Raw genomic sequence first — 20,424 nt, 5'->3', positions numbered from 1 at the left:
GGTCAGCCGAACAACCAGAGCACGCCCTTGGCGAAGGCGAGGTCGAGGCCGGCAATGAACGCGGTCATCACGATGACGAACACGAGCACGACGATCGTGTAGGTGATCATCTCGCGCCGCGTAGGCCAGATGACCTTCTTCAGCTCGGCGACGACCTGCGTCAGAAAGACCCAGATCCGTACGAACGGATTCCGGCTCTCCTCGGCAGACGCCTTCTTCTTGGTCTTGCGTTCCTTGACGGCGACCGACCCCGTGTCGGAGTCGGCGTCACCGTCGGTTGCACCCGCCGCCGAGCGACGTCCGCGAGCCGAGCGCTTACCGGACGGACGCAGCTCCTTCGCGGCTTCGGTCGACGTGCCGTCGTCCGTACCCGCGTCGGTGGCCTCGTCGCGACCGTCGAGCTCAGCCGCAGCCGAATCGGCCGCAGAACCCTCTGCGGCGTCTTTGGCGCGGGCGGCCCGGTCTCGCTTGCTCAACTTCGCGGTCCTCTCGTCAGCGTGTGCCCTTCACCAGGGCAGGGGCGACAGGACTTGAACCTGCAACCTGCGGTTTTGGAGACCGCTGCTCTGCCAATTGAGCTACGCCCCTTTGCGACGCCCGCCACCGGAGTGGTCGGCGTTGCCGTCCTTCTCGATCCGGCCTCGCGGCCCGTCGACGTTTCGTCGCCGACAAAACCAACGCGCCACCCTATGGGTAGCGCGCAAGTCTGAATCAATCAGACACTTCAGTGTAGATCACCGGGGCGGTGGACCCAAAACGGGCTCGCCTCCGCTCCCCCGACGACCGTACACGCCACCCGTCCGTGAGCCGCCCGAACGGCTCGCGACCGGTCGATCAGTTGAACTGGATGACGGCCTGCGCGCGTCCGAAGATGCGGCGATCGCCCTGCTTGGCGGTGATCGCGATGGTCCCGCGGCGGGTCGCGGGATCGAGCGACTTCACCTTGCCGGTGAAGTCGACGGCCGCGCTGTCGTCGGCCGGGACGTACACCGGGCTGGTGAAGCGCACGTTGTACTCGCAGAAGGCCGCCGGGTCGCCGATGAACTCGGAGACGAAGCTCGCGCCGAGCCCCATCGTCTGCATGCCGTGCGCGACGACGTCGTCCATCCCGGCCGCGTTCACGACGTGGTCGGAGAAGTGGATCGGGTTGGGGTCGCCGGCCACGCCCGCGTAGTTCGCGAGATTGCCGCGCGTCAGCAGGTAGCGCTTGGGCGTGAGTTCCTGACCCACCGTGAGCGTGTCGAAGTCGACGGCACCGAAGGCGCCCGGCGACTGCGTCGGGTCGGGGAGGTCGTAGCGACCCGCCTTCGACTCGACGGTGTGCCCGGACTCGCCGATGGCGTCGACCTTGATCATCACGTGGTCGAGTGACGCCTCGAGTTCGGGGTCGACGTCCATGCCGGGACGCGCGGCCAGAGAGGTCCACGTGGTCATGACCGGCTCGTCGTGCTGGTTCCAGATGACGTTCTTGGTGACCATCAGGTCGATCATCTCGGGACTGCTCACGTGCCGGAACGACTCGAGCGAGACGTCGCAGATCAGGCGGTCCCCGACCTTCATCGGCTGGTGGTAGACCAGCCGCTGGTCGGTCTGCATGATCTGCCACATGTCGTAGCCGGTGACGACGTCTTCGAAGAGCTTGCGCTGGGCGATGATCCCGAGCACCGACACATAGGTCGGCGCGGCGATCAGGCGGTCGTGACCGAAGGCCCGGGCGCCCTCCTCGCTCCAGTGGGTCGGGTGCGCATCCTGCACCGCCATCGCGTGCTTACGGATCTCCTCGCGGCCGATCTCGTAATAGTCGTCGACCGTGTAGTGGAAGCCGACGAGGCTCTGCGTGTGGGCGGCGATCTCGTCGGGGGTCGGCTTCGCGCCACCGTTCGACGCCTCGTCCGGACGATCCTGGATCTCGGCTCCGCTTACCTGTGACATTGAGCTCTACTCCTTCGGCCGACACAGCAAGACGGGCTGCCTCATCGAGAGGCAGCCCGCTGCTGGTGGTACTTCGAAACGGCCGACGACGGCGTCAGCGCGATTCCTTGTGCCCCTGGTGCTTGCCGCAGTTCGGGCAGAACTTCTTGATCTCGAGGCGATCGGGATCGTTGCGGCGGTTCTTCTTCGTGATGTAGTTACGGTGCTTGCACACCTCGCAGGCCAAGGTGATCTTGGGGCGAACATCTGTTGAGGAGGCCACTTGATTGCCTTCTTTCGGGTGGTACGTGGTCGGGTTCGGAAGTTCCCTCAGGGCTTGCGACCCTTGCGCTCGGTTCCGGTCGGACCCGATGTGTAGCGGTGGAGGGACTCGATCCCTCGACCTCACGATTATGAGTCGTGCGCTCTAACCAGCTGAGCTACACCGCCCCGCGGACTTCTCGTCCAGCGAGCCCCCTGACGGAATCGAACCGTCGACCTTTTCCTTACCATGGAAACGCTCTGCCGACTGAGCTAAGGGGGCGTGCCCCGGGCGGTTGTGCCCGAGAGCCTTAACGAGGTTACACACTCGCGTCTGCGCTAGACAAATCGCTGGTCGGAGACCGTCTGTAGAGCAGTTTCGCGAGAATGAACCACGCTGTGGCAGGTATAGGATTCGAACCTATGTAGCTTGCGCGACGGATTTACAATCCGCTCCCTTTGGCCGCTCGGGCAACCTGCCGTGCCGCTCTTCCGGCCACCGTGACGGCCGTACGAACAACGCCGTGAAGAATACAACGAACACCGCATCAACGCGCAAACCGGCTGGTCAACAGGCCGGGACCCGGTCGTGGCACAGGCGTCCCACTGCGACCCCCACTCCTGCTACTGTGGCTGCGTTCTGACACGGGGTGCTCCGCGACGCGGGGCTGAGATGAGACCCGAGAACCTGTCCAGGTAATGCTGACGAAGGGATGTCATGTCTGTGCATGCGCGCATGCCGGTCTCCGGCCGTTTCTCCGACCACCTCTGGGAGGAGACGAAGGGGTTGCGGACGGCGATCGACGACCTCGAGTTCCTGCGGCGGCTCGGCGACGGGACGCTGCCACTGGAGGTGTTCCGCACCTACATGGAGCAGGACTCGCTGTACCTCGCCGGGTACGCGAAGGCCCTCGCCATCCTGGCGTCGAAGTCCCCCGACCCGCAGACCGCGGGGTTCTGGGCGAACTCGTCGGCCACCGCGGCCACCGTCGAGTCGGCGCTGCACGGCGACCTGCTCAACGGCGGCCAGCTGCCTCCGCGTGAGGGCGAACCCGAGCCGTCGCCGGCGTGCCTGGGGTACGTGTCCTACCTGACCGCCGTCGCCGCGACCGAGTCGTATGCGGTCGGCGCGGCCGCGGCCCTGCCCTGCTTCTGGATCTACGCGGAAGTCGGCCGGGCCCTGGCCGCGAGTGCCGCCCAGGTGCTCGCCGCCGACCCGAACCACCCCTACGCGCAGTGGGTGACCACCTACGACGCCCCGGAGTTCCAGGAATCCGCCTCGCGGGCAAGGGAACTCGTGGACGAGGCTGCGGCGCACGCCGGCGAGCGGGAGCGGGCCGCGATGGCCACGGCGTTCACCGTCGCCACCCGGTTCGAGCTTCTGTTCTGGGACACCGCGCTGAACCCGCAACCGTGGCCCGCCGCATGAGCGCCCGCATGAGCGCCCGCGCGCGCCGCCTCCTCACCGCGCTCGCCGCCGCGGTCGTCGCGTCGTCGGCGATCACCGCGTGCGGTTCGGGCGCCGGTTCGGACGGCACCATCCGATTCGCGCTCGACTGGTCCCCGAACACCAACCACACGGGATTGTTCGTGGCGCAGCAGCGCGGCTGGTTCGAGGAGGCCGGACTCGACGTCGAGATCCTGCCGTACAACAACACCGCCGTGGACACCATCGTGGACGCGGGCAACGCCGAGTTCGGGATCAGCACCCACAACTCGTCGACCTTCTCGCGGGCATCGGGCGCGCACACCATCTCCGTGTTCGCGCCGCTGCAGAAGTGGGCCACCGGCATCGGTGTCCGCGCCGACCGCCGCGACATCACGAGCCCGAAGGACCTCGACGGGAAGACATACGCCGGTTTCGGCGACCCGGGCGAGGAGAAGACCCTCGAGCAGGTGATCCGAAACGACGGCGGCACCGGCGAGTTCACCTCGGTGACCCTCGGGACCTCGGCATACGAGGCGGTCTACTCCGGTCAGGCCGACTTCACCGTCTCCTATCTCGCGTGGGAGGGCATCGAGGCCGAGCATCGCGGAACCCCGATGAGGTACTTCCACTACACCGACTTCGGATTCCCGGAGGCATACGCGATCGTCGTCGACGCCAACGAGGACTGGCTGGCGGACAACCCGGACCGCGCGGCGGCCTTCGTGACGGCGCTGCAGCGCGGTTACCAGGCAGCGGCCGACGACCCGGACGCGGCGGCCCGCGACCTCCTCGCCGCCAACCCCGGTGCGTTCAACGACGAGCAGTTGGTGTTCGAGAGCCAGCGCATGCTCGCCGGTCAGTACATGAAGGACGCCGACGGCCAGGTCGGGCGACAGACGCTCGAACAGTGGGCCGGGAACTCCGGGTTCCTGTACCGCAGTGGTCTGCTGACCGGCCCGGACGGGGCGCCGCTCACGACCGAGCCGGACTGGTCGACGTACTTCACCAATGACTACCTCGACACCCCTCGGTAGCACCGGCCTGCGTCGCATCGCGCCCGCGCTCGTCGCGGTGGTCGTCCTGGTGGCGGTCTGGCAGGTCTACGTCGACGTCAGCGGAATCCGGCCGCAGGTGCTGCCGTCGCCGTCGCGCGTCGTCGCGCAGGGTTGGTCGCACCGCGCGGAGATCGGGGTGCACGCCGCGGCGACGCTGCAGGTGACCCTGATCGGGTTCACGGTCTCGTTGGTCCTGGCCTGGCTGCTGGCCATCGTCGTCGACTTCTCGCCGGCGCTGCGACGGGCGTTCGTGCCGTTGTTCGTCGCCTCCCAGACCCTGCCGATCATCGCGATCGCACCGCTGATGATCATCTGGTTCGGCTTCGGCCTACTCCCGAAGGTGCTGGTCATCGCCCTGGTCACGTTCTTTCCGGTGGCGATCGGCCTGATCGAGGGATTCGCCGCCACCGACCGCGAGGCCGGCGCACTGATGCGCAGCATGGGAGCCACCCGCCGCCAGGTCTTCCGGTACGTGCGGCTCCCGTCCGCGCTACCCAGGTTCTTCACCGCGCTGCGGATCGGCATCACCTATGCGGTGGTGGGCGCCGTGTTCGCCGAGTACGTCGGCGCCACCCAGGGGCTCGGCATCTACATGAGCCTGCAGAAGAACTCGTTCCGCACGGACCTGGTGCTCGCGGCGGTGCTGGTGACCGCGCTCCTGAGCGTGACCCTGTACCTGCTCACCTTCGCCGTCGAGCGGATCGTCGCGCCCTGGGCCCGCGCCGAGGACCGGAACCACCATGACTGACCAACGGCTCGACGCTGACAACCCGCTGATCGGCGACCACCGACTTGTCGTCGACCGGCTCACCAAGTCCTATCCCCGACCCGGACTCGGACAACCTCGCCGGGAGGTCCTCGACGGGGTGTCGTTCACCGCCGAGCCCGGCGAGTTCGTCTCCGTCATCGGGCCCAGCGGATGTGGCAAGAGCACCGTCTTCGGCCTGCTGGCCGGACTCGACGTCCCCGATTCCGGCAGCGCGTCCGTCGGCTCCGAACCCGCCGTCGCCGGACACTGCGCGTACATGCCGCAGAAGGACCTGCTGTTCCCATGGCGCACCGTGCTGGACAACACCATCCTCGGCCTCCAGGTGCAGGGCGTGCCGACGAAGGAGGCCCGACGCCGGGCCGCGGACCTCTTCCCCGCCTTCGGACTCGCCGGATTCGAAGACGCCCGCCCGTTCCAGCTGTCCGGCGGGATGCGACAGCGCGCCGCACTGCTGCGCACCGTCGTCCAGAATCGCGACCTGGTGCTGCTCGACGAGCCGTTCGGCGCCCTCGACTCACTCACCCGGACCGAGATGCAGACGTGGTTGCAGTCGGTGTGGCAGCGCTACCGGTGGACCGTGCTGATGATCACCCACGACGTCCGCGAGGCCGTCCACCTCTCCGACCGCGTGATCGTGCTGTCCGCCCGCCCGGCCACCGTGGTCCACGAGGTGCGCGTCGACCTCCCGCGCCCGCGCGATCCGGCGGGGCTCACCGCGCCCGAGTTCGTCGCCCTCGAGCGAGAACTACTCGAGGTACTCCATGACGAGTCGCGTCGTGCCCTCGCCGAGCAGGCACAGCGTCGGACACCCCGGTAGACCCGCGCGGCCGCCCACTTCCGCTGATCGCCATGACATACCCTGTCGGACATGGCTGATTCTTCCTTCGACGTGGTGAGCAAGGTCGACCGGCAAGAGGTCGACAACGCCCTGAACCAGGCTGCCAAGGAGTTGTCGCAACGGTACGACTTCCGCGGCACCAACACCGGCATCGAGTGGTCCGGCGAGGAGAACATCGTGATCACCTCGGACGCCGAGGAGCGCGCGCAGGCGGGCCTCGAGGTGTTCAAGGAGAAGCTGATCCGACGCGACATCTCGCTGAAAGCCTTCGACGCCGGCGAGGTCGTCGGCTCCGGCAAGACCTTCAAGATCACCGGCTCGCTGGTGCAGGGCATCGACTCCGAGCACGCCAAGAAGATCTCCAAGAAGATCCGCGACGAGGGGCCGAAGGGCGTCAAGGCGCAGATCCAGGGCGACGAGCTGCGCGTGTCGAGCAAGAAGCGCGACGACCTGCAGGCCGTCATCTCGCTGCTCAAGGGCGAGGACTTCGGCATCGCCCTGCAGTTCGTCAACTACCGCTGACCCGCCCGGTCGGTGGGTCGGCGGCACCGAACCCCGACCGTCGGAAACCCAGACGGGCGCTGCGTCGTTTGACCGGATGAGGCGCCTGCACTCCGCGGCCGGCACCGGGTTCACCCGGGCCGCCCGGAGCCCGAGACCCGCGGCGCCGGACAGACGAGGACCCGATGCATTTCAACGGATTGAAGACGGCGGCTCTGCTGGGTCTGATGTCGGCGATCATCGTCGGCATCGGCGCACTGTTCCAGAGCCCGCTGATCCTGTGGGGATCGGTGATCGTCGCCGTCGGCATGAACGCCTACGTCTACTTCAACAGCGCCAAGATGTCGCTGAAGGCGATGCACGCGCAACCGGTCACCGAACTGCAGGCACCGGCCATGTACCGGATCGTGCGTGAGCTGGCGACCACGGCACACCAGCCGATGCCCGCCCTCTACATCTCCCCCACCGAGTCGCCCAACGCGTTTGCCACCGGCCGCAACCCGAAGAACGCCGCGGTGTGTTGCACCACCGGCATCCTGCACCTGCTCGACGAGCGCGAGCTGCGCGCCGTGCTGGGCCACGAGCTGTCCCACGTGTACAACCGCGACATCCTCATCAGCTCGATCGCCGGCGCGATGGCGGCGGTGATCAGCGGCCTGGCCAACTTCGCGATGTTCATGGGCGCGTTCGGCGGGCGGGACAACGCGCCGAACCCGCTGGCGATGCTGCTCATCGCGTTGCTGGGACCGATCGCGGCCACCCTGGTGAAGCTGGCCGTCTCCCGCTCACGCGAGTTCCAGGCCGACCAGTCCGGGGCCGAACTCACCGGGGATCCGCTCGCACTCGCATCGGCGCTGGCGAAGATCTCCGGCGGGGTGCAGGCCGCGCCGCTGCCGCCGCAGCCCGACATCGCGGCCCAGTCGCACATGATGATCGAGAGTCCGTTCCGCGCGACCGACCGGATGGCCAAGATGTTCGCCACCCACCCGCCGACCGCGGAACGCATCCGCCGCCTGCAGGAGATGGCCCGCGACGGTCGCTGAGCCGGCTGAGCAGAGATCCTGCCGGTCGACCCCTCAGCCCACGCGTTCGATCGTGTAGTCCACGAGCGACGCCAGGGCACGGTGGGCCGGCGACTCGGGGAGTTCGGCCAGCATCGCGTGCGCCTCGTCGGCGAACTCCTGCAACTTCGCCCGGGCGGCGGTCATACCCGCCGACGAACCGAGCAGTTCGATCGCCTCGGCGACCTCGGCGTCGTCGGTGAGCGGCCGGGCGGCGCCGTCGGCGGCCACCAGGAGTTCGCGTAACCGGGCCGACGTCGCGTCGTCGCCCGTGAGCGCGTAGAGGACCGGCAGCGTGTGGACGCCTTCGCGAAGGTCGGTACCCGGGGTCTTGCCCGACTCCACCGACACCGAGCTGATGTCGATGATGTCGTCGGACACCTGGAAGGCGACTCCCACGATGTCGCCGATGCGGGAGAGCCGCTCGATGTCGTCGGACTCGGCCCCGGAGGCCATCGCGCCGAAGCGGGCGGCGGCGGCGATCAGCGAGCCGGTCTTCTCCCAGACGACCTGCAGGTAGTGCTCGATGGGGTCGGCGCCGGGTTTGACCCCGACCGTCTCCCGCATCTGGCCGGTGACGAGTTCGGCGAACGTCTCGGCGATGATGCGCACCGCCTCGGGGCCCAGCGTCGAGACGAGTCGGGAGGCGCGCGCGAACAGGAAGTCACCGGACAGGATGGCCACGCTGTTCGTCCAGCGCGCGTTGGCGCTCGCCGCACCGCGGCGCATCGCGGCCTCGTCCATCACGTCGTCGTGATAGAGCGTGGCGAGGTGGATCATCTCCACCACCGTCGCCGAGGTGATGACATCGTCGGAATCCGGGCGCGGACCGAACTGGGCGGCCAGGATCGCGAACATGGGCCGGAACCGCTTGCCCCCGGCCTTCGCGAGGTGGGTCGCCGCCTCGGTCATGACCTCGTCACCCGACGAGAGTTCGGCGAGCAACAGATCCTCGACCCGCTGCAGCGACGAGCGCACCGTATCGGCGAACTCATCCGACACCAGGTCAACCCCGGCGAATGTGGACTTCACGGAAACGCGGCCCCATCTCGTCTGATCCGGCAACTACTCGACGGCGGACACGCGGCTGCCGCGTAGACCCCACCTGCTGCGAGCCTAGCCCGTCGGGGGTCCGGACATACTGGTCGGGTGAGCACGGACACGACGCCTACTTTCCCCGATTCCGCCGATGTCCTCGTCGTCGGCGCCGGACCGGGTGGATCGGCGGCGGCCGCCCATGCCGTCGCCGCCGGCCGGGATGTGGTCCTCGCCGACGCCGCGGTGTTCCCGCGCGACAAGACGTGTGGCGACGGCCTCACGCCGCGGGCCGTCGCCGAACTCGACGCGCTGGGGCTCGGCGCACTCCTCGACGACCGTCCGCGCATCGACGGACTCCTGCTCAACGGCTGGGGCGCACGCCAGCAGGTCCGGTGGCCCTCCGGCCGGTTCCCCGCCTACGGCAGCGCGGTGGCACGCACCGAGTTCGACGACGCCATCCGTACGCATGCGGTGTCGGTGGGAGCGCGAATGATCGAGGGCGCCAAGGCCATCGGCGTCGAGATGGACGGTGACCGGGTGGGCGCGGTGACCTTCGCGACCCCGGCGGGCACACACACGATGCGGGTCACCGACCTCGTCGTCGCCGACGGCGTCCGTTCGGGAATCGGCAAATCGCTGGGGCGGCAATGGCATCGGGACACCGCCTACGGAGTCGCCGCCCGGGCGTACGCACCGTCGGCGCGCGCCGACTCGCACTGGATGGGGTCGCACCTCGAACTCCGGGGACCCGACGACGCACTGCTGCCCGGGTACGGCTGGGTCTTCCCCCTCGGGTCGGCCGGGGGCGGACAGGTCAACGTCGGCGTCGGGGCGCTCGCGACGTCGAAACGTCCGGCGCACATGGCACTTCGACCGATCCTCGAGCACTACGCCGCGATGGTGCACGACGAGTGGGCTCTCGACGGCCCACCCGTCCGGATCACGTCCGCCCTGCTGCCCATGGGTGGTGCGGTGTCCGGTGTCGCGGGTCGCAACTGGATGCTGATCGGCGACGCCGCCGCGTGCGTCAATCCGCTCAACGGCGAGGGCATCGACTACGCCCTGGAGACCGCCCGGCTCGCCGTCGAACTCCTCGGCACGGACGACTACACCGACCGGTGGCGCGATGTGCTGGTGGAGCACTACGGGCTCGCCTTCTCCGCCGCCCGCCGTCTCGCCGGCCTGCTCACCATGCCCAAGACCGTCCCCACCCTGGGCCGGCCCGGCATCCGGTCGCCGCAACTGATGTCCATGGTGGTGCGGGTCATGGGCAACCTGATCACCGCCGAGGATGCCGACCTCGTGGCCCGGGCCTGGCGCACCGCCGGGCGGGTCTCCCGGCAGGTCGACCCGCGCCCGCCCTTCTCGTGAGAGGGGCCGCCGGGCCGCCAACCCGGTGGCGCTTTGAGACGATCGGGCTGTAGTGTTCCAACACGTGTGGCCGCGGCCACAGCTGTGACAGAATCAGGCCACCCGTCGACCCAGGAGATGGAAGATGTCCGCCGCATCCACTCTCGCCACCCGAGCCAAGCACGCCGTCCAGAACCGCCTGGCACAGCGCTACCACCTGCGCGGCGAGATCGACCGCATGGATGCCGTCGGTGACCCGACCGCGATCGCCCGCGCCCTGGGCACGCAGGAATTCCCGTGGGGCATCACGCAGGCGTTGAGCTTCGCCCTGTTCCGGACCTACGCGGTGCCGTCGATCGGCGACCTCCTATACAAGACCAGCCAGTTCACCGAGTCGACGCAGAAGCGCTACGACGACACGGTCCTGTTGCTCGACGCCCCGATCGAGCACGGGGTCGACAGCCCGGCCGGACGGGCCGGTATCCGGCGCATCAACCAGATGCACGGGATGTACGACATCCCGAACAGCGACTTCCTCTATGTGCTGGCCACTTTCGTCGTCTGCCCGGTCGAGTGGGTCAACTCCTATGAGTGGCGCTCACTGACCAACCACGAGATCCTCGGCCTCACCAACTACTACCGCCGGCTCGGCCAGTTGATGGGCATCAAGGACATCCCCGAGACCTACGACGACTTCAAGACGTTCTACGACGAGTACGAGACCGCCCACTTCGCCTTCAGTCCCGACTCCCTGGCCGTCGCCGACGCCACCCTCGACCTGCTCGGCACGTTCATGCCGTACAAGCTGCTGCCGCGGGCGGTGGTGCGTCGGATGTCGTTCGCGCTCATGGACGATCGGCTGCTCGCGGCGTTCAAGTATCCGAAACCGACCGCGGTCGAACGGGTCCTGGTGCGCGGCGGGCTCAAGGCTCGCGGGCTCGCGATCCGCCTCTTCGCGTCACCCCGCACCGAACCGCTCTTCGGTCGCCAGACGAAGCAGGTTCGCAGCTACCCCGGCGGTTTCCGCATCGACGACCTCGGCACCTTCGCGCCCGGGTGCCCGGTGTCGCACGACGAGACCCCGCGGGCCGCGAACCACTAGGCCCGCGCCGAGTGGATCGCGGCGATCCCACCGGTCATGTTCTCCCATCGCACCCCGGTGAACCCGGCGTCGCGGATGAGGTCGCCCAGCGCGAACTGGTCCGGCCACGCCCGGATCGACTCGGCGAGATAGACATACGCGGCCGGGCTGCTCGACACCTTGGTCGCGACCGCGGGCAGCGCCTTCATCAGGTACTCCATGTACACCGTGCGGAACGGCTTCAGCGTCGGCGTGGAGAACTCGCAGATCACCAGACGTCCGCCGGGCTTGAGTACCCGACGGAGCTCGGCGAGCGCCGTCGGGACGTCGTTGACGTTGCGCAGACCGAAGGAGATGGTGGCGGCGTCGAACGAATCGTCGGCGAACGGGAGCGACAGGGCGTCGGCGGCGACCTTCGGCACGTCCCGATGCGCACCGGCCTTGAGCATGCCGAGCGAGAAGTCCGCGGCGATGCAGTGCGCCCCCGAGGAGGCGAGTTCGACGGTCGACACCGCGGTGCCCGCCGCGAGGTCGAGGACGACGTCGCCCGGGCGCAGGTCGAGTGCCCTTCGGGTCTTCTTGCGCCAGCCGCGATCCCGGCCGAACGACAGGACCGTGTTGGTGAGGTCGTAGCGGCGTGCGACGCCGTCGAACATGGCCGCGACCTCGGCCGGGTCCTTCTCCAGACTTGCCCGGCCCACACTCCGGCCCAGACCCGCTCGTTCCGGTGGTGTCGCACCCGTCGATGACATGCCGATCACGCTACCGGTCGTTCGGGCCAGGACCGCCGTGAGGTGCGTCGCCTCGCCGGGCGGTCGGCCGCCCTCAGGCGGGCCGTCCCACCTCGGTGACGACTCCGCGGCCCGTCACGCTCGCGTAGTGGCCGACGAGCTCCGCGCACACCGACGGCCAGGTGCGAGCACGCACGGCCTGTACCGCGGCTCGGCCGAACGCCGCCCGGACCGACTCGTCGTGCAGGGATTCGACGATCGCGGGCAGCTCCTCGGCGAAGCGTCCGACCTCCAGCAGATATCCGGTCCGGAACGCCGACACCAGGTCGCGGGGGCCGCCCGCGTCGGGACCGATCACGGGCAGACCGCTGGCCATCGCCTCCTGGATGGCCTGACAGAACGTCTCGTGTTCGCCGGCGTGCACGAAGACGTCGAAGCTCGCGTACGCGCGGGCCAGCGCCTCCCCGCGCAGTTCACCGGTGAACACCGCATCCGGCATCGCGCGCTGGAGCCGGTCCCGCTCGGGGCCGTCCCCGACGATCACCAGTTGCACGCGCGGGTTCCCCGACAGTCCGGCCAGGCGCTCGACGTGCTTCTCCGGCGCGAGCCGACCCACGAACCCGACCACCAGTGCGTCGCGGGCGGCACCCAGCCAGTCCGCGCGCAGCGACGGGTCGCGCTTGTCCGGCGAGAAGAGTCCGACGTCGACGCCGCGACCCCAGCGGGCGAGTCGCGGTATGCCGTGGGCGGCGAGGACCTCCAGCGTCGCGGTCGACGGCGCGAGGGTGAGGTCGCACATCTCGTGCAGCCGGCGTGTGTAGCGCCAGGCCAGCTTCTCCACCGCGCCCAGCCGATAGGCCGCCGCAAACCCGGCGACGTCGGTCTGGAACACGGCGACCACGGGCACGCCGAGCGCCCGGGCGGCGACTGCGCCCGCGGCACCCACCACGAACGGTGACGCCAGGTGGACGACATCCGGTTCGAAGTCGCGCAGGGTGCGGTACAGCAGCGGCGACGGCACGCCCACCGGGAGCGAGGTCACCCGCGGCACCTGCACCGCGGGCAGCAGGTGCACCGGGGTCCGGCGGCCGACCATCCGCGGCCCGCCCGGCACGCCGCGCGGGGTGTCGGGTGCGATGACGACGGCGGTGTGGCCGGTGGACTCGAGATGGTCGACAACCCGGAGGACGGAATTGACCACCCCGTTCATCTGGGGCAGGAAGCTCTCGGCGACGATCGCGACGCGCATGATCGCGATCGTCCCCCGCAGAATTGACCGGACCGCACGGCGCACGTGTCGGCCCACCCAATTCAGGATGAACGGTGCGTTGCCCCGGCCACCGGGCACAGTGGAGGGGTGGCCGACACCCACCTCCTGCTGCTGAGCCGCTGGCTCACCCCAGTCCCGCAGTTCCTCGCCCCGTTGACCGGGCCGGGCTGCCGCATCGGTTACGTCCCCACCGCGTCGTCGATCTATCCCGATCACGCCTGGCTCGACCTCGAGCGGGACACCCTTCGGCAGCAGGGTTTCGAGGTGACCGACCTCGATCCGGAGCTGACCGGGTCAGCCGTCTTCACCCGGGAGCTCGCCGGGGTCGACGCGGTGTTCGTCGCCGGCGGCAACACCTTCCATCTGCTCGGGGCGCTGCGGCTGGCGGGTGCCGACCGCACCCTCGTCGACGCGGTCCGCGCCGGCCTCCCCTACATCGGGGTCAGCGCGGGCGCCGCGGTCGTCGGCCCCGACATCGCTCCCCTGTCGTTGCTCGACGATCCCGCCGAGGCCGCACCCCTGACCTCGACCGCGGGCCTCGGACTGATCGACACCACGGTGATCCCGCACGCGGAGGGCACCGTCGGGGGTCGCGGACCGATCGAGGCGACGAGGCAACGGTTCGGCGCCGAGCACCGGCTGCACTTCCTGACCGACGCCGAGGCGATCGTCGTCGCCGGCGGAGACCTCAGGGTGATCCCGGGCTGACCGTCTCGTCCCGGTCGGCCGCGGCCGGGTCCCGGTCTGCCGCGTCGCTGTCGGCGTCCTCGGCGACAGCATCGTCGGCGACAGCACCGTCGGCGGTGCCGCGACGGGCCCAGCGGCGACTGGACTCCGCGACCCCGACCATCAGCAGGCCGATGACGAGCCACGCTCCGACCATCACCGACAGGGCGGGGATGATGGACAGCACCGCGGTGCGACCGGTCGGGCGGGCGAGATCCGGGTTGTAGACCGCATAGTCGACGCTGATGCGCTGTCCCTCGCTCAGCTCGGTCGGATACAGCAGCCCGAAGCGGGGACTGTGGAACGAGCCGTCGGGTGTCTGGAAATTCACCGCGGCGTGCAGGCTGTCCACGGACACGACCTCGGCCATCACGGTCGCCTTGCTGGCCTCGATCGTCGCGTCGTTCTTGAAACAACCGGCGATGAGCGTCATCGCCATGAAGGTGATCGTCACGCCGACGACGAGCAGACCGAGCTGCACGCGTCGCTGGATCACCGGATTCATGCCGTTCAGACTAGCGGGCACCGATCCGCCGGCGCCCGGCCCGACCGGTCGCGCACCGCCGGGACGCACCGGCCGCACTACCGCAGGCGCGCCGCGATCGCCGCGTGCACGGATCGCAGCCGTTCGCGGTCGGTGGCGACCTCGACGACCTCGATCCCGCCGGGAGCAGGCTCCTCCGCGAGCACCGCGCCGACCTCACCGACCCCGACCCGACGATGCGGGATGTGGAAACCCGCGCACATCGACGCGATGTCGGTCCGATGCGGGGTCCCGAAGACCCGCTCGTAGGCCCCGGCGTACAGCCCGGTGTTGTAGCGCGGGTCGCCCTGTTCGAGCAGACCGAAGATCCCGCCGCCGTCGTCGTTGGCGACCACGATCCGCAGCGATGTCGGGCGCGGCTCGCCCGGGCCGATGACCAGACCGGTCGCGTCGTGCACGAAGGTCAGGTCGCCCATCAGGGCGATGGTCCGCGCGCCGGCCTGATCCCGGTCACGTGCCATGGCGGCACCGATCGCCGTCGAATTGGTTCCGTCGATACCCGCGACCCCGCGGTTCGAGAGGACCCGCACCCCGTCGGTGATCCGGCCGGCCAGGGCGATGTCCCGGATGGGGTTGCTGGCGCCGACGACGAGTTGGTCGCCGGCGGCCATGGCGTCGCTGACCGCCCGTGCGACGTGGAGCCCGGTGGCCGGGCCCGGCTCGTCGAGTTCGGCGGTGACGGCGAAGGCCGCCCGCTCCTGTACCGCCGCGCACTCCTTGAGCCAGTCCTCGCGCGGCTCGCCGACGACCTCGATCCGGGTGCCGGTCGCGTAGACGTTGCCGGAGACGTCGGGCCAGCGCGGACCGGTGGTCAGCGCGTAGACGCGGACCTCGGGGTCGGCGAGCAGGCGGGACACCCCGCGGTGCAGCGTCGGCCGGCCGCAGATGATCGCCTGCTGGGGCCGGACGGAGTTCAGGCCCAGCGGATGCAGCGGCGTCGCCGGCCGCGGTGCCGTCGGTTCGGCGACGGTGGGGATCCCGGCCAGAACCGGGTGGATGCCCGACCCGTGCCCCGACACGACCACGGTGTCCAGCGACAGGTCGATGGGCAGCGGGACGTCGAGCTTGCCGACGGGCGCCTGCGTCCAGGGCAGTCCGCCGGGCCGGCCGGAGAAGGAGCCGAGGTCGGTCGACGGGTCGGGGCCGGCCAGTTCGTCCGGGTCGGGGACCAGCGGTTCGCGCAGCGGGATGTCGAACTGCACCGGGCCGGCGTTGCCGGTACGCGCGCCCCGGGCGGCGGCGAGCACGCGACCGACCGCCGACCGCCACTGGCTGTTGGTGTCGAGATCCTCTTCGGCGAGGCCGAGACTGATCGCCGCGCGCACCTGGGTCCCGAAGATGCCGAACTGTTCGACGGTCTGGTTGGCGCCGGAACCGAGCAGCTCGTACGGCCGGTTGGCGCTGACGACGACCAGGGGCACCCGCGCATAGTTGGCCTCGAAGACCGCCGGTCCCATGTTCGCCACGGCGGTGCCGCTGGTCATCACGATGGGGACGGGCTGTCCAGACGACACCGCGAGCCCCAGAGCCAGATAACCCGCCGAGCGCTCGTCGATCCGCACGTGCAGACGCAATCGCCCGGCGGCGTCGGCGGCGTGGAGGGCGAAGGCGAGCGGCGCGTTGCGCGACCCCGGACACAGCACGGCCTCGCGGACACCGCCGCGGATCATCTCGTCGACGATGACCCGGGCCTGCAGTGTGGACGGGTTGGGCCCGGGGGCGTTCTGGGCCGGTCGGTTCATCCCACAAGCCTAGTGCTCTCCCGAGTCCACACATCGCGGCGGGGAGCGGGGTTACCCTCGTCACGTGGGCTTTTACGACGATCGAGTCCTGCCGCACCTCATCGAGCGCACCTGCGGCATGGCGGCGTTGACCCCGCTGCGGGCGCGGGCCTGCGCGTCGTTGTCCGGCCGGATGATCGAGATCGGCTTCGGCTCGGGCCTCAACGTCGGCGTCTACCCGGCCGGGCTCACCGAGGTCGCGGCCGTCGAACCGTCGACCGTCGGATGGTCGATGGCCGCCGACCGCGTCGCCACCTCCCCGGTGCCCATCGAACGTGCCGGACTCGACGGCCAACGACTGCCGTTCGACGACGACTCGTTCGACGCCGCGCTCACCACCTTCACCCTGTGCACCATCCCCGACCACCAGGCGGCGCTCGCCGAACTCCGCCGCGTGCTGCGTCCGGACGGACAACTCGGATTCCTCGAACACGGTTCCGCCCCCGACGCCCGCGTCCGGCGGTGGCAGCGCCGACTCGAACCGATCCAGAAACGCGTCGCAGGCGGCTGCCATCTCACCCGCGACGTACGCGCCGAGCTCACCGCCGCCGGCTTCGCACTCGGGCCGGTCGATGCGTTCTATCAGCCCGGCGTACCGAAGCCGTTCGGCGCGCTGACCGTCGGGACCGCCCGGCCGGTCTGAGGTCCCGCTCGCTCCGCTCCCGGCGGCGGGCCTACTGTGGAGCCAGTGCGTCGCTGGACAGTGCTGGTACTCCTCACCGCGGTCGCGACGCTCGTTCTGGAGCTCCTCGAGGTCGACGCCGCCGCCCTGTTCGCGGGGCTCGTGGTCGCGGGTGCTCTCGCGATCGCCGGCCGCGCGCCCGGCCGGACGAACACCGACGCCGACGAATCCGACGACCCGATCGTCCCGCGATGGGCGTTCGTGGCGTCGCAGGGTGTCCTCGGCGTCTTCATCGGCACGATGGCCGAGCCCGAGACCGTCGGCGGACTCGGGTCGTCGTGGTTCCCGGTGCTCGTCATCGGCCTGGGGACACTGGTCATCTCGATCGCCTGCGGCGCCCTGCTCGGGCTGCACCGAGACGTCGACTCCCTGACCGGCTCGCTCGCGCTCGTCGCGGGCGGCGCGTCCGGGCTGGTGGCGCTGACCCGCGAGTTCGGCGGCGACGAACGGATGGTTGCGGTCATCCAGTACCTGCGCGTCGCGCTGGTCACCGTCACCATCCCGGTGGTCGCCTCGCTCGTGTTCGGTGCCGCAAACGGAGCCGTCGCACCGGGATCCGACGCCTGGTCGGCGGAAACGCTGCAGAATCAGGGCTGGGGACTGCTACTGCTGGCGGTGTGCCTGGGCGTCGGGATCCCGCTCGGCCGGTTGCTGCGCATGCCCGCAGCCGGTCTGCTGGGTCCGCTGGCGCTGGCCACCGCGGCCGAACTGACCGGGATCGCCGGTTCCGCCGAGGTGTCCCCCGCACTGCTCGCGGTCGCCTACGCGGTGATCGGCTGGCAGGCGGGCCTCGGATTCACGATGCCGCGGTTGCGTGCGATCGGCCGTGTCCTGCCGCTGGCGCTGGTGTTGATCCTCGTCATCGGCGCCGGCTGCGCCCTGCTGGGGGTCGTGCTGTCCGCGTGGACCGGCGAGTCGATGTTCGACTGCTATCTCGCGACCACTCCGGGCGGGATCTACGCCGTCCTCGCCGCGGCCACCGGGGCGGGCGGGAACGTCGCGTTCGTCGTGGCCGCCCAGATCCTGCGCGTCCTGCTCATGCTGTTCGTGGCGCCCTTCGCCGCGCGCCTCGCCGCTCGGCGGGCGTCGTGACCGTCACACCCGACTCGACGGTTACGTGTGACCCCGGTCCCACGTAAGGTCGGGAAGATGAGCGGGGAATCGAACACCGACACCACATCATCCACCTCCCACGGCCGCGAGTTCGACGTCGTGGTCTACGGCGCCAGCGGCTTCGTCGGCGAACTCACGGCACGGTATCTGGCCGACCACGCCCCGATCGGTACGAAGATCGCGCTGGCGGGCCGCAACCGGTCGAAGCTGACGGACGCCCGCAAGCGCCTGCCGTTGCGCGCACACGACTGGCCGCTGATCATCGCCGACGCGGAATCCCCCGCGGCGCTCGACGCGATGGTCGCGCGCACCCAGGTCGTCTGCACCACCGTCGGCCCCTACCTCAAGTACGGCGAGGCCCTCATCGTGGCGGCGGCCACCGCCGGAACCGACTACGTCGACCTCACCGGCGAGGTGCCGTTCGTGCGATACGCGATCGACAAGGTCCACGACGTCGCCGCCGCCTCCGGGGCACGCATCGTGCCCTCCTGCGGCTTCGACTCCGTGCCCTCCGACATCACCACCTACGCGCTGCACCGCAAGGTCTCCGACGACGCCGCCGGCGAGATGACCGACACGACCCTCGTCGTCGCGTCGTTCCGCGGCGGGATCTCCGGCGGAACGATCGACTCGATGCGGGTCATCGCCGAGGAGGCCCGCAACGCCCAGTCCCGGCGGCTCATGCTCAACCCACAGGCCCTCTCGGGCGGCCCCGGCGAGGTCCCGCGGGTCAGCCTGTCCGACGAACCGAGCGACCTGTCCATCATCAACGCCAAGAAGGTCGACCCGTCGCTGCGCGGCACCCTCGCCCCCTTCTTCATGGCCGCCCACAACACCCGGATCGTGCGGCGATCGAATGCGTTGCTGGACAACGCCTACGGCAAGGACTTCCACTACGCGGAGACGATGAGCGTCGGCGGCGTCCCCGCGGTGTCGACCCTGATCGCCGGCGCTGTCGCGGTCGGTACCGGCGCGTTCATGGGAGCGATGAGTTTCGGCCCCACGCGACGTGTCCTCGACCGCGTGTTGCCGAAGCCCGGTGACGGACCCAGCGAAAAGGCCCGCGAGAACGGCTATTTCGTGGTCGACACGTTCACACGGACCACCACCGGACGACGCTACAAGGCCCGGATGCGCGCCCAGGGCGACCCCGGTTACAAGGCCACCGCGGTGATGCTCGCCGAGAGCGCACTGGCACTGGCCCTCGACCGCGACCACCTGCCCAAGCGGGCCGGAGTGCTGACGACCGCCGTGGCGATGGGCGACGCCCTCATCGACCGTCTCCGCAACGCCGGGTTCAGCATCGACGCCACCGAGCTCACCGACTGACCCTGCCCCGACCCCGCCCGATCGCGTCGTTCGACCCTCCGGCAGCCACGCCGGCGCAGACCGGACCCACTCCGGCACAGTCGAACTCGCGGTCGGGCGGCGTCGTCTTCGGACCCCGGAAAAATCTGGCACTCTCACCTCCAAAGTGCTAGACGAGTGCCGGATCCGGTGCTATCTTCGTTGGCAGTACAGCGATGAACTGCTCGTCTAACGGGTGGCGAGCAGCCTTGAGAATCAGGAGGTGAACTGCTGTGCTTCGTTTCGATCCCTTTTCCGACATGGATGCCTGGACCCGAGGCATGATGACCGGTTCAGCGGCCGGAACTGCCCGCACTCCCCGCTTCATGCCCCTGGACCTGTACAAGGTCGAGGACCACTACCTACTCGTCGCCGATCTGCCCGGCGCCGATCCCGGCTCCATCGACGTCAGCGTCGACAACGGGGTCCTCACCCTCTCCGCCCAGCGGAGCACACCGTCCGACGAGGGTGTGCAGTGGCTGACGAGCGAACGATTCTCCGGAACCTACCGCCGCCAACTGACTCTCGGCGACGCCATCGACAGCGCGGCCATCTCGGCGCGCTACGACAACGGCGTTCTCACCGTGACCATCCCGGTCGCCGAGAAGGCCAAGCCGCGGCGGATCGAGGTGGAGTCGGCCGGCCGACCACAGGCGATCGAGACCAGTACGGTCACATGAATTGATCGTCTGGAGCCGCAACACATTTGAGGAAACAGCCGCATGTCGAAGGGGGGTGCCATCGACGACGAATCATCCCGCTCCCTAGTCCGAACGAACCGCAGAACCGTTGGTCTGTCGGGTAAAGCGGTGCCGTCTCTCTCTGCTCCCTGAGCCTGGATCCGTGGATGGGTGCGGGGTGTCGATAACGTGAAAATGCCCTCTGAGCTGGAATGATTGGTGGTGTTGAGACAACAAAACATTCCAGCTCAGAAGG

The 20,424-nt window shown here is 69.4% G+C and carries 21 protein-coding genes, 4 tRNA genes and 1 riboswitch; of the genes, 13 read left to right on the top strand and 12 right to left on the bottom strand.

Annotation, left to right across the window (positions count from 1 at the left end; translation table 11 throughout):
• Nucleotides 1–2 precede the first annotated feature (2 nt).
• The 7 genes from secE to FFS52_RS11530 form a co-directional block, all read right to left on the bottom strand.
• Nucleotides 3–476, bottom strand: a complete 474-nt coding sequence (gene secE, locus FFS52_RS11560; RefSeq protein ID WP_137809758.1) for a preprotein translocase subunit SecE — start codon at nt 474–476, stop codon at nt 3–5.
• A 39-nt stretch (nt 477–515) separates the two neighbouring features.
• A tRNA-Trp gene (locus FFS52_RS11555) sits at nt 516–588 on the bottom strand.
• 246 nt (nt 589–834) lie between these two features.
• A complete protein-coding gene (locus tag FFS52_RS11550) occupies nt 835–1,932 on the bottom strand; it encodes a fused (3R)-hydroxyacyl-ACP dehydratase subunits HadA/HadB (protein WP_137809757.1) in 1,098 nt (365 codons plus the stop codon).
• A gap of 94 nt (nt 1,933–2,026) precedes the next feature.
• Nucleotides 2,027–2,194 (bottom strand): 50S ribosomal protein L33, encoded by a 168-nt coding sequence (gene rpmG, locus FFS52_RS11545; RefSeq protein ID WP_045823858.1) that lies wholly within the window; start codon nt 2,192–2,194, stop codon nt 2,027–2,029.
• 93 nt (nt 2,195–2,287) lie between these two features.
• Nucleotides 2,288–2,361: transfer RNA gene (locus FFS52_RS11540), tRNA-Met, on the bottom strand.
• Nucleotides 2,362–2,382: 21 nt separating this feature from the next.
• Nucleotides 2,383–2,455, bottom strand: a tRNA-Thr gene (locus tag FFS52_RS11535).
• A 117-nt stretch (nt 2,456–2,572) separates the two neighbouring features.
• Nucleotides 2,573–2,653: transfer RNA gene (locus FFS52_RS11530), tRNA-Tyr, on the bottom strand.
• Between the two features lie 155 nt (nt 2,654–2,808).
• Nucleotides 2,809–2,903, top strand: a riboswitch (TPP riboswitch).
• Between FFS52_RS11530 and FFS52_RS11525 the strand changes: the two genes are divergently transcribed.
• The 6 genes from FFS52_RS11525 to htpX all read left to right on the top strand — a co-directional run bounded on the left by FFS52_RS11525 (nt 2,891) and on the right by htpX (nt 7,807).
• Nucleotides 2,891–3,601, top strand: coding sequence for a TenA family protein (locus FFS52_RS11525; protein WP_137809756.1), 711 nt, complete (start codon nt 2,891–2,893; stop codon nt 3,599–3,601). Its footprint overlaps the riboswitch before it by 13 nt.
• Nucleotides 3,598–4,635 carry an ABC transporter substrate-binding protein gene (locus FFS52_RS11520; protein WP_137809755.1) on the top strand — a complete coding sequence of 346 codons (1,038 nt, stop codon included), beginning with the start codon at nt 3,598–3,600 and terminating at the stop codon, nt 4,633–4,635. The genes FFS52_RS11525 and FFS52_RS11520 overlap by 4 nt, the downstream gene beginning before the upstream one ends.
• The gene (locus FFS52_RS11515; RefSeq protein WP_058253330.1) at nt 4,610–5,404 is read left to right on the top strand and encodes an ABC transporter permease; all 795 of its coding nucleotides are present in this window, start codon (nt 4,610–4,612) and stop codon (nt 5,402–5,404) included. The genes FFS52_RS11520 and FFS52_RS11515 overlap by 26 nt, the downstream gene beginning before the upstream one ends.
• A complete protein-coding gene (locus FFS52_RS11510; protein WP_137809754.1) occupies nt 5,397–6,242 on the top strand; it encodes an ABC transporter ATP-binding protein in 846 nt (281 codons plus the stop codon). The genes FFS52_RS11515 and FFS52_RS11510 overlap by 8 nt, the downstream gene beginning before the upstream one ends.
• Nucleotides 6,243–6,293: 51 nt before the next feature.
• Nucleotides 6,294–6,785 carry a YajQ family cyclic di-GMP-binding protein gene (locus FFS52_RS11505; protein WP_058253332.1) on the top strand — a complete coding sequence of 164 codons (492 nt, stop codon included), beginning with the start codon at nt 6,294–6,296 and terminating at the stop codon, nt 6,783–6,785.
• A gap of 164 nt (nt 6,786–6,949) precedes the next feature.
• Complete coding sequence (htpX, locus tag FFS52_RS11500; RefSeq protein WP_137809753.1) at nt 6,950–7,807, top strand: zinc metalloprotease HtpX; 858 nt, start codon at nt 6,950–6,952, stop codon at nt 7,805–7,807.
• 33 nt (nt 7,808–7,840) lie between these two features.
• Here htpX and FFS52_RS11495 read toward each other — a convergent pair whose 3' ends face one another.
• Entirely contained in the window at nt 7,841–8,857 is a 1,017-nt protein-coding gene (locus FFS52_RS11495) for a polyprenyl synthetase family protein (RefSeq protein ID WP_137809752.1), read from the bottom strand.
• A gap of 117 nt (nt 8,858–8,974) precedes the next feature.
• Here FFS52_RS11495 and FFS52_RS11490 point away from each other — a divergent pair, with 117 nt between their 5' ends.
• Both FFS52_RS11490 and FFS52_RS11485 read left to right on the top strand, forming a co-directional pair.
• Nucleotides 8,975–10,234 (top strand): geranylgeranyl reductase family protein, encoded by a 1,260-nt coding sequence (locus tag FFS52_RS11490; protein ID WP_137809751.1) that lies wholly within the window; start codon nt 8,975–8,977, stop codon nt 10,232–10,234.
• Between the two features lie 124 nt (nt 10,235–10,358).
• The gene (locus FFS52_RS11485; RefSeq protein WP_065629242.1) at nt 10,359–11,315 is read left to right on the top strand and encodes an oxygenase MpaB family protein; all 957 of its coding nucleotides are present in this window, start codon (nt 10,359–10,361) and stop codon (nt 11,313–11,315) included.
• Here the strand turns inward: FFS52_RS11485 and FFS52_RS11480 are convergent.
• Both FFS52_RS11480 and FFS52_RS11475 read right to left on the bottom strand, forming a co-directional pair.
• Nucleotides 11,312–12,046, bottom strand: a complete 735-nt coding sequence (locus tag FFS52_RS11480) for a demethylmenaquinone methyltransferase (protein WP_058253357.1) — start codon at nt 12,044–12,046, stop codon at nt 11,312–11,314. The genes FFS52_RS11485 and FFS52_RS11480 overlap by 4 nt on opposite strands.
• A gap of 73 nt (nt 12,047–12,119) precedes the next feature.
• A complete protein-coding gene (locus tag FFS52_RS11475) occupies nt 12,120–13,274 on the bottom strand; it encodes a glycosyltransferase family 1 protein (RefSeq protein WP_137809825.1) in 1,155 nt (384 codons plus the stop codon).
• A gap of 108 nt (nt 13,275–13,382) precedes the next feature.
• On the opposite strand from FFS52_RS11475, the gene FFS52_RS11470 reads away from it, so the two are divergent.
• Nucleotides 13,383–14,003, top strand: coding sequence for a Type 1 glutamine amidotransferase-like domain-containing protein (locus tag FFS52_RS11470; RefSeq protein ID WP_137809750.1), 621 nt, complete (start codon nt 13,383–13,385; stop codon nt 14,001–14,003).
• Here the strand turns inward: FFS52_RS11470 and FFS52_RS11465 are convergent.
• Together FFS52_RS11465 and menD are read right to left on the bottom strand one after the other, a co-directional pair.
• On the bottom strand, nt 13,984–14,526 hold the full coding sequence (locus FFS52_RS11465; protein ID WP_058253358.1) for a hypothetical protein: 543 nt from the start codon (nt 14,524–14,526) through the stop codon (nt 13,984–13,986). The two genes, FFS52_RS11470 and FFS52_RS11465, sit on opposite strands and share 20 nt — an antisense overlap.
• Before the next feature lie 77 nt (nt 14,527–14,603).
• Nucleotides 14,604–16,307: a 2-succinyl-5-enolpyruvyl-6-hydroxy-3-cyclohexene-1-carboxylic-acid synthase gene (gene menD, locus FFS52_RS11460; protein WP_137809749.1), complete on the bottom strand. Its 1,704-nt coding sequence runs from the start codon at nt 16,305–16,307 to the stop codon at nt 14,604–14,606.
• Between the two features lie 64 nt (nt 16,308–16,371).
• Here menD and FFS52_RS11455 point away from each other — a divergent pair, with 64 nt between their 5' ends.
• The 4 genes from FFS52_RS11455 (at nt 16,372) to FFS52_RS11440 (ending at nt 20,168) form a co-directional block, all read left to right on the top strand.
• Nucleotides 16,372–16,989: a class I SAM-dependent methyltransferase gene (locus FFS52_RS11455; RefSeq protein ID WP_058253339.1), complete on the top strand. Its 618-nt coding sequence runs from the start codon at nt 16,372–16,374 to the stop codon at nt 16,987–16,989.
• Between the two features lie 45 nt (nt 16,990–17,034).
• The gene (locus FFS52_RS11450) at nt 17,035–18,120 is read left to right on the top strand and encodes an AbrB family transcriptional regulator (protein ID WP_137809748.1); all 1,086 of its coding nucleotides are present in this window, start codon (nt 17,035–17,037) and stop codon (nt 18,118–18,120) included.
• Nucleotides 18,121–18,177: 57 nt separating this feature from the next.
• Nucleotides 18,178–19,470, top strand: coding sequence for a saccharopine dehydrogenase NADP-binding domain-containing protein (locus tag FFS52_RS11445; RefSeq protein WP_137809747.1), 1,293 nt, complete (start codon nt 18,178–18,180; stop codon nt 19,468–19,470).
• 251 nt (nt 19,471–19,721) lie between these two features.
• Nucleotides 19,722–20,168: an Hsp20/alpha crystallin family protein gene (locus FFS52_RS11440; protein ID WP_137809746.1), complete on the top strand. Its 447-nt coding sequence runs from the start codon at nt 19,722–19,724 to the stop codon at nt 20,166–20,168.
• Nucleotides 20,169–20,424 lie beyond the last annotated feature (256 nt).

The sequence above is a fragment of the Gordonia sp. ALPHA1B1 genome (assembly GCF_005502615.1).
Taxonomy (GTDB): Bacteria; Actinomycetota; Actinomycetes; order Mycobacteriales; family Mycobacteriaceae; genus Gordonia; species Gordonia hongkongensis.
The sequence above is the reverse complement of the archived record's forward strand: the minus strand, read 5'-3'. Positions and strand labels throughout refer to the sequence as shown.